At 58.7% G+C, this 16,527-nt stretch carries 14 protein-coding genes; 7 read left to right on the top strand and 7 right to left on the bottom strand.

The genetic code is table 11. The features are described from left to right. Positions 1–17 precede the first annotated feature (17 nt). From BLQ76_RS09905 to mazG, 7 genes are all read left to right on the top strand, one after another. A complete protein-coding gene (locus BLQ76_RS09905) occupies positions 18–1,205 on the top strand; it encodes a D-alanyl-D-alanine carboxypeptidase family protein (RefSeq protein ID WP_244519559.1) in 1,188 nt (395 codons plus the stop codon). Next, entirely contained in the window at positions 1,187–1,894 is a 708-nt protein-coding gene (tmk, locus tag BLQ76_RS09900; protein ID WP_090672558.1) for a dTMP kinase, read from the top strand. Before BLQ76_RS09905 ends, tmk begins: the two co-directional genes overlap by 19 nt. Next, entirely contained in the window at positions 1,891–2,931 is a 1,041-nt protein-coding gene (locus BLQ76_RS09895) for a DNA polymerase III subunit delta' (protein ID WP_090672555.1), read from the top strand. The genes tmk and BLQ76_RS09895 overlap by 4 nt, the downstream gene beginning before the upstream one ends. Before the next feature lie 87 nt (positions 2,932–3,018). Beyond that, complete coding sequence (gene metG, locus BLQ76_RS09890) at positions 3,019–4,563, top strand: methionine--tRNA ligase (protein ID WP_090672552.1); 1,545 nt, start codon at positions 3,019–3,021, stop codon at positions 4,561–4,563. 2 nt (positions 4,564–4,565) lie between these two features. Then, positions 4,566–5,375, top strand: a complete 810-nt coding sequence (locus tag BLQ76_RS09885; RefSeq protein WP_090672549.1) for a TatD family hydrolase — start codon at positions 4,566–4,568, stop codon at positions 5,373–5,375. Next, positions 5,372–6,199: an MBL fold metallo-hydrolase gene (locus BLQ76_RS09880; protein ID WP_090672546.1), complete on the top strand. Its 828-nt coding sequence runs from the start codon at positions 5,372–5,374 to the stop codon at positions 6,197–6,199. Before BLQ76_RS09885 ends, BLQ76_RS09880 begins: the two co-directional genes overlap by 4 nt. Positions 6,200–6,523: 324 nt before the next feature. Next, positions 6,524–7,399, top strand: a complete 876-nt coding sequence (gene mazG, locus BLQ76_RS09875; protein ID WP_090672544.1) for a nucleoside triphosphate pyrophosphohydrolase — start codon at positions 6,524–6,526, stop codon at positions 7,397–7,399. Here mazG and hflX read toward each other — a convergent pair. The 7 genes from hflX to BLQ76_RS09840 form a co-directional block, all read right to left on the bottom strand. Further along, the gene (hflX, locus tag BLQ76_RS09870) at positions 7,392–8,726 is read right to left on the bottom strand and encodes a GTPase HflX (protein ID WP_425285157.1); all 1,335 of its coding nucleotides are present in this window, start codon (positions 8,724–8,726) and stop codon (positions 7,392–7,394) included. The genes mazG and hflX overlap by 8 nt on opposite strands. 35 nt (positions 8,727–8,761) lie before the next feature. Next, a complete protein-coding gene (gene hfq / locus BLQ76_RS09865; RefSeq protein ID WP_090672538.1) occupies positions 8,762–9,016 on the bottom strand; it encodes an RNA chaperone Hfq in 255 nt (84 codons plus the stop codon). Between the two features lie 140 nt (positions 9,017–9,156). Beyond that, positions 9,157–10,518, bottom strand: coding sequence for a nitrogen assimilation response regulator NtrX (ntrX, locus tag BLQ76_RS09860; protein ID WP_090672535.1), 1,362 nt, complete (start codon positions 10,516–10,518; stop codon positions 9,157–9,159). After that, positions 10,518–12,752, bottom strand: coding sequence for a sensor histidine kinase NtrY-like (locus BLQ76_RS09855; RefSeq protein ID WP_090672756.1), 2,235 nt, complete (start codon positions 12,750–12,752; stop codon positions 10,518–10,520). The genes ntrX and BLQ76_RS09855 overlap by 1 nt, the downstream gene beginning before the upstream one ends. A 74-nt stretch (positions 12,753–12,826) precedes the next feature. After that, the gene (gene ntrC / locus BLQ76_RS09850) at positions 12,827–14,275 is read right to left on the bottom strand and encodes a nitrogen regulation protein NR(I) (RefSeq protein WP_090672532.1); all 1,449 of its coding nucleotides are present in this window, start codon (positions 14,273–14,275) and stop codon (positions 12,827–12,829) included. Continuing rightward, positions 14,275–15,405, bottom strand: coding sequence for a two-component system sensor histidine kinase NtrB (locus BLQ76_RS09845; RefSeq protein ID WP_090672528.1), 1,131 nt, complete (start codon positions 15,403–15,405; stop codon positions 14,275–14,277). The genes ntrC and BLQ76_RS09845 overlap by 1 nt, the downstream gene beginning before the upstream one ends. 5 nt (positions 15,406–15,410) lie before the next feature. After that, on the bottom strand, positions 15,411–16,469 hold the full coding sequence (locus tag BLQ76_RS09840) for a tRNA dihydrouridine synthase (RefSeq protein ID WP_170842541.1): 1,059 nt from the start codon (positions 16,467–16,469) through the stop codon (positions 15,411–15,413). Positions 16,470–16,527 lie beyond the last annotated feature (58 nt).

Genomic DNA, 16,527 nt, shown 5'->3' with positions numbered 1-16,527 from the left:
GAGAAAACGGCGGACGCATGATGAAAGCAGACGGTCGACGCTGTATCGCGTTGATGTTTGCCGGCGTTCTGGTGGTGTCACCAGCGGTGACCCTCGCACAGGACGACAAGCCGTTTGCGATCGAAACGCCAGCAACGACTGCGCTGGTTCTCGATGTCGAAACAGGAACTGTCCTTTTCGAAAAGTCTGCCAGCGAGCGGTTCGAGCCTGCATCTCTCGCAAAAATCATGACCGTTGAAACGGTTCTCAGTGCGCTGGACAAGGGCGAGGTGACAGCGCAGACCGCGTTTCCCGTCTCGGATCATGCCTGGCGGTCCGGTGGCGCACCATCTCGTACGGCGACGATGTTTGCTGCTGTGCGGTCGACCGTTCCAGTCGACGCGCTTCTACGCGGCGTCATGGTTCAGGGGGCGAACGATGCGGCGATCATTCTCGGCGAAGGCATCGCTGGAACCGAGAGTGCATTCGCGGTTCGCATGAATGAGCGCGCCAGCGAGATTGGCTTGGCGGACAGCCATTTTGTGAACGCAACCGGGCTCCCGGCTGAAGGACAGTTCACGACGGCTCGGGATGTCGCGCAATTATCGCTGCGTATGCGCCAAGACTACCCCGCATGGTACGGCATCTACGCTCAGCCCGAATTCGAATGGAACAAGATCCTCCAGCGAAACCGCAACCCACTCTTGCGTGGCACAAGCAATGCCACGGGTCTGGCGACAGGGTTCGCGGAAGGCCAGGGATATTCGATTGCCGCCCTGGCCGAAGACGGGCCGCGCGGGACTATCGCTGTCCTGAGTGGTTTGACGAGCGATGCCGTCCGAACGAAGGAAACAGAACGGCTGCTGGCATGGGCGCGTGATAGTTTCGAGCGCCGTATTCTCTTCACACAGATCCTGCCTGTCGGCACCGCCAACGTTTTTGGTGGTTTCGAAACGTCGGTTCCGCTTCTGGTGAAGAGCGATGTCGTTGCCTTCGTGCCGAAAGGTCGACCCGATCTCGTTCGTGCCGAAATCCGCTACGACGGACCCTTGCATGCTCCGGTTGAGCAGAACGCCCGGGTTGGAACATTGCATATAACGATTGATGGAAAACCGGCTCTCGATACGGAACTCTTCGCCGGCAAGACAATCCATCAAGGCACGTTCTCGATGCGTGCCATGGATGCCGCGCAAGAGATCGCTTTCGGATGGATCCGGAAATTGTGACTGTCGAAACGACCGTCGGAAGAGGTGAGGGCCTGTTCGTAACCTTTGAAGGCGGGGAAGGCGCTGGGAAGACGACACAAATCACGCGTCTTGCGGATTGGCTTCGTGGGCGAGGCTACGATCTCGTTTCAACGCGTGAGCCTGGCGGCACACAGGGCGCCGACGCGATACGAACGCTTGTTCTATCGGGTGCCGCGGAAACCCTCGGTACGGAAACCGAGGCACTCTTGTTCGCTGCGGCGCGCTTGGACCATATCGAACTCGTCATTCGTCCCGCGCTGTTGCGCGGCGCCATCGTACTCTGCGACCGATTCCACGATTCGACCCGCGTCTATCAGGGGCTTGCAGCAGGAGCGGACGCAGAGTTTCTTCGCATTGTCGAGGATGCCGTCTTGGAAGACATTCGACCTTCACTCACCATACTCCTCGATCTCCCTGCGGCGATGGGACTCGCACGCGCCAGTGCTCGCCGCGGCCGGGATGGAGTCGTGGATCGCTTCGAGCGGGAAGCGCTCGAGCGGCATGAGGCACGGCGTCAGGGCTTCCTCGCGATCGCACGTGCCGAACCGCATAGGTTTGTCGTCATAGACGCGCAACAAGACGCCGATACCGTCGCCAGCAGCATTATGAATGCGGTCAGCCAACGGTTGCAGGCATCCTCTGACATGTCGGTTCCAACCATCGCATGATCGAGGCTGAGGCAAACCACGACGATCTCGACGGCATTCCACCGCCGACGGCGAACGTCTCCCTAATGGGGCGGGCAGCGCAATGGAACGAGCTCACGGAGGCTTTTGCATCCGGCCGTATGCACCACGCGTGGCTACTACAGGGGCCTGCCGGCATCGGCAAAGCGACGACTGCCGTTGCCTTTGCACGTTTCATATCTGGTGACGTACCGGAGGGGACCAGCGATGCTCTTCGCTTCGATGAGACTTCTACCGTCGTTCGGCAGATTGCACAGGCTGCGCACCCCCAGGTGCTTCACCTCGCGCGGCCGCCGGCCGAGCGGGGAGAAGGTTTTCGGACTCAGATCACGGTTGACGAGATTCGGCGGCTCAACCATTTCTTCCATTCGACAAGCAGTGGATCTTGGCGTGTCGCCATCATCGATCCTGCCGACGACCTGAACCGAAGTGCGGCCAACGCGCTGCTCAAGACGTTGGAAGAGCCGCCAGCACGGTCCCTCTTTCTCATATGCAACCATGCGGCCGGACGCCTGCTGCCTACTATCCGTTCGCGTTGTCGCATCTTGCCGTTCGAACCGCTCACAGCAAACGAAGTGACGACACTCGTGAAGCGGTTGGATCCTGACCATGGTGACGATGCGGTTCGAGCCGCAGTCATCTCATCGAGTGGAAGTGTGCGCAGCGCACTCGGCGTGCTCCGCAACGGGGGCCAGGAGATTGCATCCGTCGCGGAGCGTCTCGTCCTGGCCTCGGAGCCGGATTGGACCTCGATACAAGCTTTGGCCGACAGCCTCGTCCAAAAAGGCCGTGAGTCTGCCTACGCATTGGCGCTCGACGCCTTTGCATCGTACCTGGTCGACGAGGCTCGCAACGCGCTCGCCGCCCGGCCGAGGCATGCCGCCGCAATCGCAACTCTCTGGCAATCGGAGACGACCCGCTGGCGCGAGGCGACTGCCTACAACCTCGATCGCAAGCAGGTGATACTGTCCTTTTTTCAGAACCTCCACGACGTGCGCCAGCGATCGGTGAACACGTAGGCGACCTAACTCCGCCAACCTTTCGTTGAGGCGGTCTCTGCAATGGGCTATGGCCGCAGACAAGTACGCTCCAGCCCAAGAAGACCCATGTCCGAACGCTTCTATCTGACGACCGCGATCTCCTATCCGAATGGGAAGCCGCATATCGGGCATGCGTACGAGTTGATCGCAACGGACGTGATCGCGCGATTCAAGCGTCTCGATGGGTTCGATGTTCTGTTCCTCACCGGAACCGACGAGCATGGCATCAAAATGTTGCAGACGGCAAAGGCGCAGGGTGTCTCGCCGCAGGAACTGGCTGATCGCAACTCAGCCGAATTCGAGGAGATGGGCCGGCGCGTCGGCAGCTCCAACGACGACTTCATGCGGACGACGCAAGAACGCCATCGACGAGCCTGCCAGGAGATTTGGCGCCGCATGGCGGCCGCGGGGGATATCTTTAAAGACTCCTACGCCGGCTGGTACTCCGTCCGCGATGAAGCCTACTACGGTGAAGACGAAACCAAGCTGAACGAGGCGGGCGTTCGCCTCGGACCACAAGGTACACCCGTCGAGTGGGTCGAGGAGGAGAGTTACTTTTTTCGCCTTTCGACTTATGGAGACCGCTTGCTCGCTTTCTACGAAGCGAACCCGGACTTCATCGCGCCGACCGAGCGGCGCAACGAGGTCTTGAGCTTCGTTCGCTCCGGCCTTCGCGATCTCTCGATCTCTCGCACGACATTTGATTGGGGCATTCCCGTTCCAGGCGACGAGCGGCACGTCATGTACGTGTGGGTGGATGCACTCACAAACTACCTGACCGCGACGGACTTTCCCGATGGCGGCGACCGGTCCGGCTTTTGGCCGGCCAATTTACATGTCGTCGGTAAAGACATTGTACGGTTCCACACGGTGTATTGGCCTGCATTCCTCATGTCCGCCGGTATACCGCTCCCGAAGCGCGTCTTCGTCCATGGTTTCCTGTTCAATCGAGGGGAGAAGATGTCGAAGTCGGTCGGCAACGTCATCGATCCGCTGGCGTTGATCGCCACGTACGGGCTCGATGCGTTCCGCTACTTCCTTTTGCGGGAGGTTCCGTTCGGTCAGGACGGCAATTATTCGCATGAAGCCATCGTCGCGCGCATGAACTCGGAACTTGCGAATGACCTTGGCAACCTCGCGCAACGCTCACTCTCCATGATCGCCAAGAACCTGGATGGTGTTTTGCCGACTCCGGGCGAGCTGACAGAAGCCGACCACGCCATTCTCGATCTGAGTGGCACTCTCCTTGAGCGTTGTCGTGCCGCGATTGACCGCCAGGAACTCCACGTCATGCTCGCCGCTATCGTTTCGGTTGTTTCCGAAGCCAATCGGTACTTTGCGGCACAAGAGCCTTGGGTTCTTCGTAAGACGGACCCAGCTCGCATGGGAACGGTTCTGTATGTGACCATCGAAGTCGTCCGCCGCGCGGCGCTTCTGTTGCAGCCCGTGATGCCGGACGCAATGTCGAAGCTACTCGACCTCCTTTCCGTCGGAGAAACGGAACGTGCTTTCGTCGAGCTGTCGCAGGGGCGAATGCTCCAATTCGGTCGCTCGTTGCCGACGCCGGTCGGAATCTTCCCGCGCTATGTCGAGGCGGATACGCAGGCCTGACAATGCCGGATCTGTTTCTGGTGGACAGCCATTGCCACCTCGACTTCGCCGACTTCACGGAGGATCGCGACGCGATCGTCGAGCGCGCCAGACAAGCAGGCGTTGGCCTCTTGGTGACAATCTCGACACGCGTCGCCCGCTTTGCCGATCTGCTCGCCATCACGCGACGATACGATAACGTCTTTGCAAGTGTCGGAACGCATCCGCTCAACGCGGCCGAGGAACCGCATTGTACCGTTGACGAGTACATTCGGTTGTCATCGGAGCCGAGGGTTGTTGCGATCGGCGAGGCAGGTCTGGATTATCACTACGATCGCACCCCACGTGACGTGCAAATGAGTGTCTTTCGCCGGCAAATCGAAGCGTCTCGAGAGACTCAGTTGCCCTTGGTGATTCATGCGCGTGCAGCTGATGCTGACATGGAGGCTGTGCTCGTAGAGGAGAGCGGGAAGGGTGCCTTCCCGTTCATTCTGCACTGCTTCTCGTCAGGTCCGAGGTTGGCAGCGGTCGGCGTTGAGTTGGGAGGGTACGTTTCGTTCTCGGGTATTGCCGCGTTTCCGAAGTCCGACGAACTGAGAAAGATCGCAGCAGAGGTGCCTCGCGATCGCCTTCTGATTGAAACCGATGCGCCTTACCTCGCGCCGCCGCCATATCGCGGTAAGCGCAACGAGCCGGCTCATGTGGTGCATACGGCAACCCGGCTGGCAGACGCCCTTGGCTTGAGCCTCGATGAGCTCGGGAAGATTACAAGCGACAACTTCTTCCGCCTTTTCCGAAAGGTACCGGATCCGCGTACAGGTTCCTCGTCGTGACGGACCGACTCCGTCTCACGATATCGGGATGTGGGTCGTCGCCAGGTGTTCCGCGCATCACTGGAGACTGGGGCAACTGCGATCCAAGCCAGCCACGGAACCGTCGGCTTCGGTGCTCGGCGCTCGTTCAACGAATTCGAGCCGATGGTGCGACTACGAGCGTATCAATCGACTGTGGTCCCGATTTCCGGGAGCAGATGCTTGCCGCAGACGTGACGCGGCTCGACGGTGTCGTCGTGACGCATCCACACGCAGATCATATCCACGGTCTTGATGATCTTCGAGGATACGTTCTCGAGCAGCGCAGCCTCATAGACCTGTATGCCGATCATGCGACGTTCGATCGCATGTTCGACGCGTTCGCCTATTGTTTCCGTACGCCTGCCGGCAGCTCATATCCGCCGATCGTGCGTCATCGCGCAATCAGTCCCGGCACATCGTTTCGCATCCAAGGGCCCGGTGGGCCTATCGATTGGGTGCCATTTCAGCAGGTTCATGGAGCGATCCATTCCCTCGGCTTCCGGATCGGCCCGATCGCATATTGTAGCGACGTCAGCGACTTCCCGGTGCCAGCGCAGAACTCGATCACGGGCGCTGAGCTGATCGTCGTCGACGCGCTTCAGTATAGACCGCATCCCAGTCACTTCTCGCTGAACGAAGCGCTGGATTGGATCGATCGACTGGCAATCCCACGAGCATTGCTCACGCATATGCACACGCCTTTGGACTACGATACCTTGTGTCGTGATCTACCGATGCATATTCGGCCAGCGTATGACGGCCTCATTGTCGATTTTCCGATAGAGTCAGTTCACGCAGCCTGATGGCGTGTCCGCTGTACGCCCAGTTACGGCGATCTCAGACTCGGCAGGGGACATTTCCGCTGCGGCTTCGGCATAGCCTACCAGCCGAGTTAGCCCACACCCACCAGACACCTCACATCATGTTCCATAATGCATATTATGCCAAAAAAAGGTAAAGATGTTGGTGGTTGGGACTGAACTCTCGAGCCCCCCTGCCGGTGCATGTGATCGAGAGCAAAGTGGCCGCGCGTGGGCATGCTGTTCCGATTGCGCGACTTGGACTGACAGTCGAAAAGTTGACAAGCGAACGATCGGCATCGCTTCACCAATCGAAAGGACGCTCACATGCAGCCATCGAACGATATCACGCGCTTGGTGGAAATCATGCGTGCCTTACGGGCGCCGGATGGTGGTTGCCCGTGGGATCTCGAGCAGAGCTTCGACACCATTGTGCCGTACACGTTGGAGGAAGCTTACGAGGTCGCTGACGCCATCGAGCGTCGCGACCCTATCGATCTATGCGAGGAACTCGGTGATTTGCTCCTCCAAGTCGTCTATCACGCGCAACTCGCGACCGAGCTTGAACTGTTCACGTTTGATGATGTCGTCTTGGCCATCACGCGCAAAATGATCCGCCGCCACCCTCACGTATTCGGCGATGCCGACGCGCGTTCCGCGCGCTCCGCGAAGGTTCAATGGAAGCGCATCAAAGCCGTCGAAAAGCAGGAACGCCAAATGGCCCGGACACGAGCGGAGTCCATTGCGGACTTAGAGAGCGGAAGTGAATGGCATCGACCGTCAGCGACCACCCGTCACCTCCTCGATGACGTCCCTGGCGCAATGCCGTCCCTTATGCTCGCCCAAAGGGTTCAAGCCAAAGCGGCAAAAGTTGGCTTCGATTGGACGGAGCTACCGCCGATCATCGAAAAACTCCGTGAGGAAACCGACGAACTCGTATCGGCCGCGGCGTCAGCAGACGTAGCCGCATGTCGTGATGAGTTGGGCGATGTTCTCTTCACCGTAGTGAATGTTGCGCGCCGGTTGGAGCTTGACCCGGATGGAGCTTTGCGCGGAACGGTCCAGAAATTCCGGCGACGCTTCGCTGCTATGGAAGATAGCGCAACGCGAAGCGGTACGACACTGTCAGCCCTCAGCTTAACCGAGCAGGAAACACTTTGGCAGCAAGCGAAGACGACAAAACACTCTGACGGGCTCAGGTGATGCGCACATTTGGATAACGGCCTCCAAGCCGTAACAGCTCACGATGGGCTTGCTGTGTGACATTCAACGTCAGGCCGACGCCTCCGTCCTCTTGGTCGATACGTTCGCGGACTATGGCGTTCTCGTAGATCCAAGGCAGGAGCTGAAGGCTGTCAGCAGGAACTTCTAGGTACAACGCGTCAGCGCGTCCGGCGATACGGTGTTCAATGTCTTCGAGAAGCGTCTCAACGCCATCGCCGGTGATCGCCGATACGAGATGAACGGCCTGCCCTTGCCCGTGCGATCCCGCTGTTGCTTCTAGATGGGCAAGGCCCGCCTCGTCCAACCGATCGATCTTGTTCCAGACCTCGATCACATGTTCCGCGTCATCTGCATCGATTTCGAGATCGGCCAGGATTTTTCGGACGTCCGAGGCCTGCGCCAACGCATCGGGATCGGACATATCGCGTACGTGCAGAACCAGGTCAGCCTCGATAACCTCCTCAAGGGTTGCGCGGAAGGCGGCGACAAGATGGGTCGGCAATTCGGAAATGAAACCGACCGTATCCGAGAAGATGACTTCGGTTCCGAGCGGAAGCGTCAGGCGTCGCAACGTCGGATCGAGCGTCGCGAACAGAAGGTCTTTCGCGAGCACGTTTGCGCCGGTGATGCGGTTGAAGAGCGTCGACTTGCCTGCATTGGTGTACCCGACAAGCGCGATGACGGGATGCGGTGCTTTCTTGCGCTTGGAGCGATGCAGCGAGCGCGTTCGACGGACCTGTTCGAGTTCCTTTTCGAGGCGCTTGATCTTCTCCTGCAGTTGCCGCCGATCAGCCTCGATCTGCGTCTCCCCCGGGCCGCCGAGAAATCCTGCACCACCGCGCTGCCGCTCCAAATGTGTCCAGGAGCGCACCAGACGACCGCGTTGATAGTTAAGGTGGGCAAGCTCGACCTGGAGCCGCCCTTCCTTCGTCCGTGCCCGCCGACCGAAAATTTCGAGAATCAAACCTGTTCGATCGAGAACCTTAGCATTCAGCTCTTTTTCGAGGTTGCGCTGCTGAACGGGTGTCAACGGGTGATCGATGATCACCAACCCGATGTGCTCTGCCGCAACGAGTCCTTTCAGCTCCTCGACCTTCCCGCTACCGAGAAGAGTCGCAGGCTGAACCTTGGCAACCGGTATCAAACCGCACGCTACGATCTCCAGATCGATCGCCGCCGCCAAGCCCTCCGCTTCGAGCAATCGATCTTCGTCCGCCCGCCGCGGTGCTTCGACGTCACCAGTCCCGCGTAACTTCAAAAGAGGTACGAAGACCCCTGCCCGCGTTGCCTGGCTCTGGTGCTCGATAGGTGCCCGCTGCTCCCGTTCGTTCGTCCACTCAGTCAATCGGGCTTCCCGGTCGCAGCCTCGTCGCCATCGTACATGTTCACTGGCTGCGATGGCATAATTGTTGATATCGCGTGCTTGTAGACAAGTTGAGAATGCCCATCCCGACGCAACAAGACGCAGAAATTATCGAACGATGTTACAACACCCGTCAATTTGACGCCGTTCACCAAAAAAATCGTGAGAGATATCTTCTGCTTTCGGACTGTGTTGAGAAACAGATCCTGCAAATTCTGTGCACGCTCCGGCATCGGCGTCCTATTCTTGGCTTGCCGACCAATTCGTGCGGTCGGTCATCGCTTGTGATTCGACCCGTCGGGAATGCGGTGTCGTTGCAGGGAAGATAGGTTGAGGCGAGCCCCGACGCCAGTGCGATGCCGGTCTCGCTGCCTTATATGCCGAGTGACTTGAGCTTTCGATGCAGCGCGGATCGCTCCATGCCTACGAACTCGGCCGTTCGAGAGATGTTTCCGCCAAACCGATTGATCTGAGCGACGAGGTACTCCTTTTCGAAAACCTCGCGTGCATCGCGCAGTGGCAGCGCGAGAATGCGGCCGTCAGACTGACTCGGCGTACGCGGAAGCATGTCGCTCACCTCATGCGGCAGCATATCTGCCGAAATCGCCTCCGCATCGTCCTGTCGAGACAGGATCATCAAGCGTTCGATATTGTTACGTAGCTGCCGGATGTTGCCGGGCCAATCGCTCGACTGCAAAACGGCAAGAGCCTCCGGGCTGAGCGACTTAGCTCGGATGCCGGTCTGATCCGCGATTTGCCGCATGAACGCATCGATCAGGATCGGTATATCGGATCGCCGGTCGGCTAAGGGCGGGACCGGAATTGGAACAACAGCCAACCGATGGAAGAGGTCTTCCCGGAACGATCCGTCAGCGATCAACGATTCGAGATTCTGAGCCGTTGAAGAGATGATCCTGACGTCGACCTTAACCTTCTTGGCTCCGCCCACTCGCTCGAAAGTCTGCTCGGTCAGCACACGCAGGATCTTGTTCTGCGTCTCGCGTGGCATGTCTCCGACTTCGTCGAGGTAGAGTATGCCACCGTGCGCCTCTTCCAGCGCCCCGACCTTCCGTTCCACGCCTGGCGGCGTCTCGGTTCCGAACAGCTCAATTTCCATACGCTCGGGCGTTATGGCTGCTGCGTTCAGAGCGACGAACGGCCCTTTCGCGCGAGTTGACGTCGCGTGAATGGCGCGGGCCACCATCTCCTTGCCCGACCCTGACGGCCCAAGAATCATGACACGGCTATTGGTGGGTGCGACGCGGTCGATCGTTGCGCGTAGCTGATTCATTGGGTGTGACTTGCCGAGTAGTTCAGCCGAGTCGGATGACCGACGTCGTAGCTCGCTAACCTCACGCTTGAGCTTCGAGATCTCGAGTGCGCGTTCGGCCACGTGAACCAAACGATCAGCCTTGAAAGGCTTTTCGATGTAATCGTAGGCCCCGCGACGGATAGCCGACACCGCCGTCTCGATATTCCCGTGGCCGGAGATCATGACCACGGGAACCTCCGGGTGTTGAACGCGGATGGCGTCCAGCACATCGAGACCGTCGAGGCGGCTACCCTGCAGCCAAATGTCCAGGAAAATGAGCCGAGGAACGCGATCCGCTATGGACTGCAACGCTTGATCCGAGTTGCTTGCAGTCCGCGTCTCGTGCCCTTCATCTTCCAAAAGACCGGCGACAAGGTCGCGGATGTCGGCCTCGTCATCGACGATCAGGATGTCCGATGCCATCAGTGCTCACCATACGTGTTCGGTCTGTCTTCATACGTTCGTGTCGCGTCCGCTACCGACGCAGGAAGGCGGATGCGCACAAGAGCACCGCCGGAACCACCGGGTGCATCATCGAGCTCGATACTGCCCCCATGCTCCTCGACGATCTTTCGAACGATCGCTAAGCCGAGTCCCGTCCCCTTTTCACGCGTCGTCATATAGGGCTCAAGCAGACGGTCGCGACCCTCGCTCGGGAATCCACGACCGTTGTCGCGAATTTCGACGACGTACTCCGTCCCGTCCCGTCGCGCCGTCATACTGATGCGACCGGCATGGTGTTCGAGGGTTTCCATGGCTTCGACGGCGTTCTTCACGACGTTACCGAACGCTTGACTCAGGAGTCGGATGTCGAAGGATCCAAGGAGAGGCTCGTCTCCGATCTGCGTTTCGAACGTGATACCGTGATCTCCCATTTCGCGCATGAACACCGCTTCGCGTAGGGCTTCGCGAAGATCTCGATCTTCGAGGCGCGGTTTGGGCATTCGGGCGAACGTGGAAAACTCATCGACCATGCGTCCGATGTCGGACACCTGCCGGATGATCGTATCGACGCAGCGATCGAAGATTTCCCGATCGTTTTCGATCAGCTTGCCGTAGCGGCGGCGAATACGTTCGGCCGAGAGTTGGATCGGCGTCAGCGGGTTCTTGATCTCGTGAGCGATGCGCCGCGCGACATCTGCCCATGCCGAGGACCTCTGAGCGTCGACTAGATCCGTTATATCATCGATCGTGATCACGCTTGGCCGCAGGCCCGTTCCGCTCTCTTCGGACGTCACCCGTATCGTCAGCGTCCGCTCTCGTTCACGAACGCGTAGCTTGATCTGTTCCTGATACTCGGAGTGACGTGACGATCCGGCCGCGCGATAGATCGCGTCAATTGCCGGAAATGGATCAGCTAGGAGGCCGCCGACGACGTTGCTTGATCGCACGCCGAGGATACGTTCCGCCGATGGGTTGAGCATGCTCACCCTACCGTCATGACTCATGCCAATGACGCCGGCGGTGACGCCCGACAGAACGGTCTCCGTGAACCGACGCCTTTCATCGATCAGATCCTTGGCGTGGACCAGTTCGTGGCGTTGACTGCGCAACTGACCGATCATGTTGTTGAACGTGTTGGACAAGGACCCAACGTCGCCGTCGGAAACGCGCACGGGGACGGAAACGTTGAGGTTACCCTCACTGACCTCGTCAGCCGCGCCGATCAGTAGTCGAATAGGACGTACCAAGCGATCCGCGACACCGATACCGGTCCAGATGGCCGAAAGAAGTACAATCAACGTGATGCCCAGATACAGCAACGCGAAGGCAATCTGAAGATTGAACCGGTTGCTCTCTAGGCTCGAATATTCGGCCGAGCGTTCTTCCATCATGCGGAGCGCGGCAATCACCTCGGGGTCAACGGCGCGCACCGTGTAGAGATAGATGTCGCCATAACCACGTAGCCGCGTGACGGCACCGACAAGGTTCGTCACGCCAGGCGGTATGAAGACAAGGTTGCCTTGTGCGGCCTGATCGAGGGCGTCGGTAGGCGGCACCGGAAGTGGGCGCTCGACGGGTACGTCCGCGCGCAGGAACGGCGTCCCATCTTCCCGAAGAAGCTGTGCTCCCAAGAGGGAGCGACCCTTGGCCTGTTCCGTCATCAACTGTTGGAAACCCGTGCGGTCCAGGTCGAACAGTTGTCGTTGTGCGCCAAGATCGTAGGCCATCGACATGGTCGAGCCCTGCAGATTGCGCGCATTCTCGTTGACATATGCATGCGCGACGCTGGTCGAGGACTCGACAATCGCACGCGTTCTGATTTCAAACCAACGATCAAGACCCAAGTCGAGAGTGATGCCGGCTACGATCGCGACGAGCAACGCGGGCAGCGCAGCGACGATCGAAAATAATATGACGATGCGAACATGCAGTCGTGACGCCGCTTTGCCGCGACGCCGAGCCAAAGTCATACGGGCCACCTCACGACCGATCAACGCGCAGAGCAACAGGACGAACGACCCGTTCACGATGGACGCGATCTTCACGACCAAGTCCGTGGGTGCGATCGGCGTCAGACCCATCAGAACCACGAACGAGATCGCGCCTGTTACTAGGGCTCCAACGACTGCGAGAATGCCGGGTACCAGCATGAACCGCCGCCGCTCACCCAACGGTGCGAGATCGTCCGCTGTGGAAATGGTATGCGCTGTCATAAGCATGCCTACCGTGAATCACGTGGCATGATTGCAACGCAATGTGTTTAAATTGCAACGAGCAATTAAGGGACCTAACGTATCGAGCGCACGATTGAGATGTCGAGATCGCGGATTTTTTTACGTAAGGTGTTCCGGTTCACGCCGAGCAGGTCTGCCGCTTTGACCTGATTGCCGCGGGTCGCAGCCAGCGCGGCGGCAATGAGCGGGTACTCCACCTCGCGCAGGATACGCCCATGCAGACCCGGCGGGGGAAGATCATTGCCGTAGGAGGTGAAATAGTCTGCCAGATAGCGTTCGACCGAAGCTGACAAGTCGATGGTCTTGCTGCCGTCCCCATCGTTTCCGGCGGGTCGGGTCTGATCTGCCGTTAGTTCGTGCTCCACAAGCTCGGCGGTGATTTCGTCCTGCGGATAGAGAGCGCATAGACGTCGGACGAGGTTCTCCAACTCTCGCACGTTCCCTGGCCACGAGTACCGGCGCATGACATCTAGCGCGCCAGACGTCAGCGTCTTGCGGGAGAGCCCTTCTTTTTGAACGATCGAAAAGAAATGGTTCGTGAGATCACCAAGATCTTCAACGCGCTCTCTTAATGGCGGTAGGCGAAGCGGGACCACGTTCAAGCGGTAGAAGAGATCTTCGCGAAACAGGCCGCGTTGGATAAGCTGTCGCAGGTCCTTGTTAGTGGCTGAAACGATGCGAACGTCGGTGGCGATCGGTGTGCGTCCGCCGACAACAGTATACTCTCCCTGCTGCAAAACACGGAGTAGCCTCGTCTGCGCCTCCATCGGCATGTCACCGATTTCGTCGAGAAATAGCGTCCCGCCCTCGGCTTGCTCGAAGCGGCCGCTCGTGCGGGTCTGCGCTCCGGTGAATGCCCCCTTCTCGTGACCGAACAACTCCGACTCGATGAGGTCACGTGGGATCGCCGCCATATTGATGGCAACGAAGGGCCCCTTCCGGCGTCGACCGTAATCGTGGAGCGCACGCGCGACCAGTTCTTTGCCGGTACCAGATTCGCCCGTGATGGTAACGGTCAGGTCGGTTTGCATCATTCGCGCCAAGGCGCGGTAGATATCCTGCATGGCCGGCGACCGCCCGACCAACGGAATGGCTTCGCTGCCGTCATCCGCCCCGCCCAACCGCGGTGAAGCTTTTGGTTCCGCCAAAGCCCGGCGAACAATCCCGACGAGTTCCGAGAGATCAAAAGGCTTCGGAATATAGTCGTAGGCGCCTTTCTCGGACGCCTTGATAGCAGTCATGAACGTGTTCTGCGCGCTCATGACAATGATCGGTAGATCAGGTCGTGTGTTTTTGATTTTCGGCAATGTATCGAAAACGTTGCCATCCGGCATGAGCACGTCCGTTATGGCCAAATCGCCATCGCCCGAACTAATCCATCGCCAAAGTGTGGCAATATTCGACGTCACCCGCACCTCGAATCCAGCCCGCATCAACGCCTGGCTGATAACCGTCCTGATAGCGGCATCGTCGTCAGCAACGAGGATCTGCGAACTGGCCATCAGTGCCTCCGTCGTCCAGGCGGATTGGGTGCATCCTGCCGCTCATCTTCAGTCCACGCAGGCATGAGCACTCGAAAAGCGGTCTGACCTGGGTGTGAGTCGCACTCAATGACACCGCCATGGTCGCCGACGATCTTTGCGACAAGTGCAAGCCCCAAACCTGTGCCGCTCGGCTTCGTCGTGACGAACGGATCGAAGATATGCTCGCGGATATCGTCCGGCACACCGACACCGTTGTCCTCAACAATGAATTCGAGGGGAAGGGTGACGCGCGATCTCGTCCCTGGAACAGACAAGCGAACCCCGGGGCGAAAAGCTGTCGACAGTCGGATCTCACCGTCCGGCCGATCTCTGACGGCTTCGCTCGCATTTTTCAGGAGGTTGAGGAAAACCTGCACCAACTGGTCGCGGTTTGCGAACACAGGCGGCAGCGACGGGTCGTAAACCTCCTGTATGCGGATGCCTCTTGCGAAACCGCTCTTGGCGAGCGTTTTGACGTGCTCGAGCACGGAATGAATATTGACTGCCGAACGCTCGATCGGTCTCTGATCCGAGAAGACTTCCATGCGATCGACGAGTTTGACGATACGATCGCTTTCTTCCTGGATCAAACGCGTCAGGATGCGATCTTCGTCCGTCGCCGCAGTCTCAAGAAGTTGAGCTGCCCCTTTGATACCGGACAGGGGATTACGGATTTCGTGCGCCAGCATCGCAGCAAGTCCCGTAACGGTACGGGCGGCTGAGCGATGAGTCATCTGACGATCCATCTTGTCAGCCATCGACCGCTGCTGGATCATGATGACGATATGATCACTGCGATCCGCAAGTGCTGAAACATAGACATCGACAAGACGCTCGCCACCAAGTCGTGGCGAAGAAACATCGACGCGATACTCGCTGATCCGGGATTGGCTGTCTCGAACTTGCTCGATCAAACGAAAAATCGGACTGTCAGCTGGAATGAAATGCTGCAACTTGCGCTTTGCAAGGCTCACAGCACTCGACGAGAAGAATTGCTCCGCGTCCGAGTTCACGAACACGAAGCGATTGTTTTCGTCGCACACCAGAACGGGATGAGGAAGCGCGTTTAGGATCGCGGCTTCCTCAGGTTGTAGCGTAGATTGTTCCATCGTTCTCACGCCGCCTTCAGCTGAGCCTGTGCGTTCTCGATGTCGAGAACGGATATGCCTGAGAACAGTTGGCGTAGCAGTTTGATGACAGCAGTTGGTTGGGGTTCGAGCATGACTTTCGAACTGTCAATCGGAAGCACACCGATGACATGAGAAAGACCGTCGAGATACCAGCCCAAGTGCTTGCGAGCATGACGAAGGCCGATCGTCTGACCATAGTGTGCAAGCATAGCTTCGTAATGCTCGATAACGACTGTACCCATATCGTATCCTGCGAGTGTGCTTCTCCTGATACGTCCAGCGAGCAACGCGGGAGCCCATGGACGTCCGCATGCCCCTCGCCCCATCATCAGACTCTTGCACCCGCTACGTTCTCGCATGAGTGAGACTTGCGTAGCGTCGGTCAGATCGCCGTTAGCCGTTACCGGCAGCGGAGTGCTTTCGTTGACAGCGAAAATGGCAGACCAATCTGCCGTGCCATCATAGAACTGATCACGGGTGCGGCCGTGGATGGTAAGTCGCGCCGCTCCTTCTTGGTAAGCGACCTCAGCGAGCTCGGATGCGTTGAGGTGCAGGCGATCCCAGCCGAGCCTCATCTTTACCGAGACAGGTACGTTCTTTGCGCCTTCGAGAGTGGCGGCGATCAGACGTTTTGCCAAATCCAGATCGCGCATCAGAGCGGCACCGGACGCGCCCCCAACGACCTTCTTGGCGGGACAGCCCATGTTGACATCAATGAGATCGGCCCCCTCGTCTGCCAGGCGATGGGCTGCCGACTGCATGATACTGGGGTCTCGGCCAGCGAGTTGGACCGCGTGCAGGCCGTCACCGGCGTGCTGGGCCCGCAGGAAACTCTCGGTCACGCCACGAAGGAGTTCACCGCTCGCCACCATCTCGCTGTAGACGATCGGGCAACCAAACGACCGTACCAAACGGCGAAAGGGAACATCCGTGATACCGGACAAAGGCGCAAGAACGACGTCGAAGGCTTCCGGAATGATCGGTAGAGACGAGATCGTCTGAGACGGGGTGCTCGGCGTCGATGGCGCAGTGTTAGTCAGCATCGCTGTACCATATCGAGGCATGCTTAAATCGCAAGCACCAAACGTGTGCGCTGCAATA

Origin of the sequence: Aureimonas jatrophae (assembly GCF_900104035.1) — a bacterium.
GTDB classification, from domain to species: domain Bacteria; phylum Pseudomonadota; class Alphaproteobacteria; order Rhizobiales; family Rhizobiaceae; genus Aureimonas; species Aureimonas jatrophae.
Note: the sequence above shows the minus strand (reverse complement) of the source record. Positions and strands in the feature narration are given on the sequence as shown.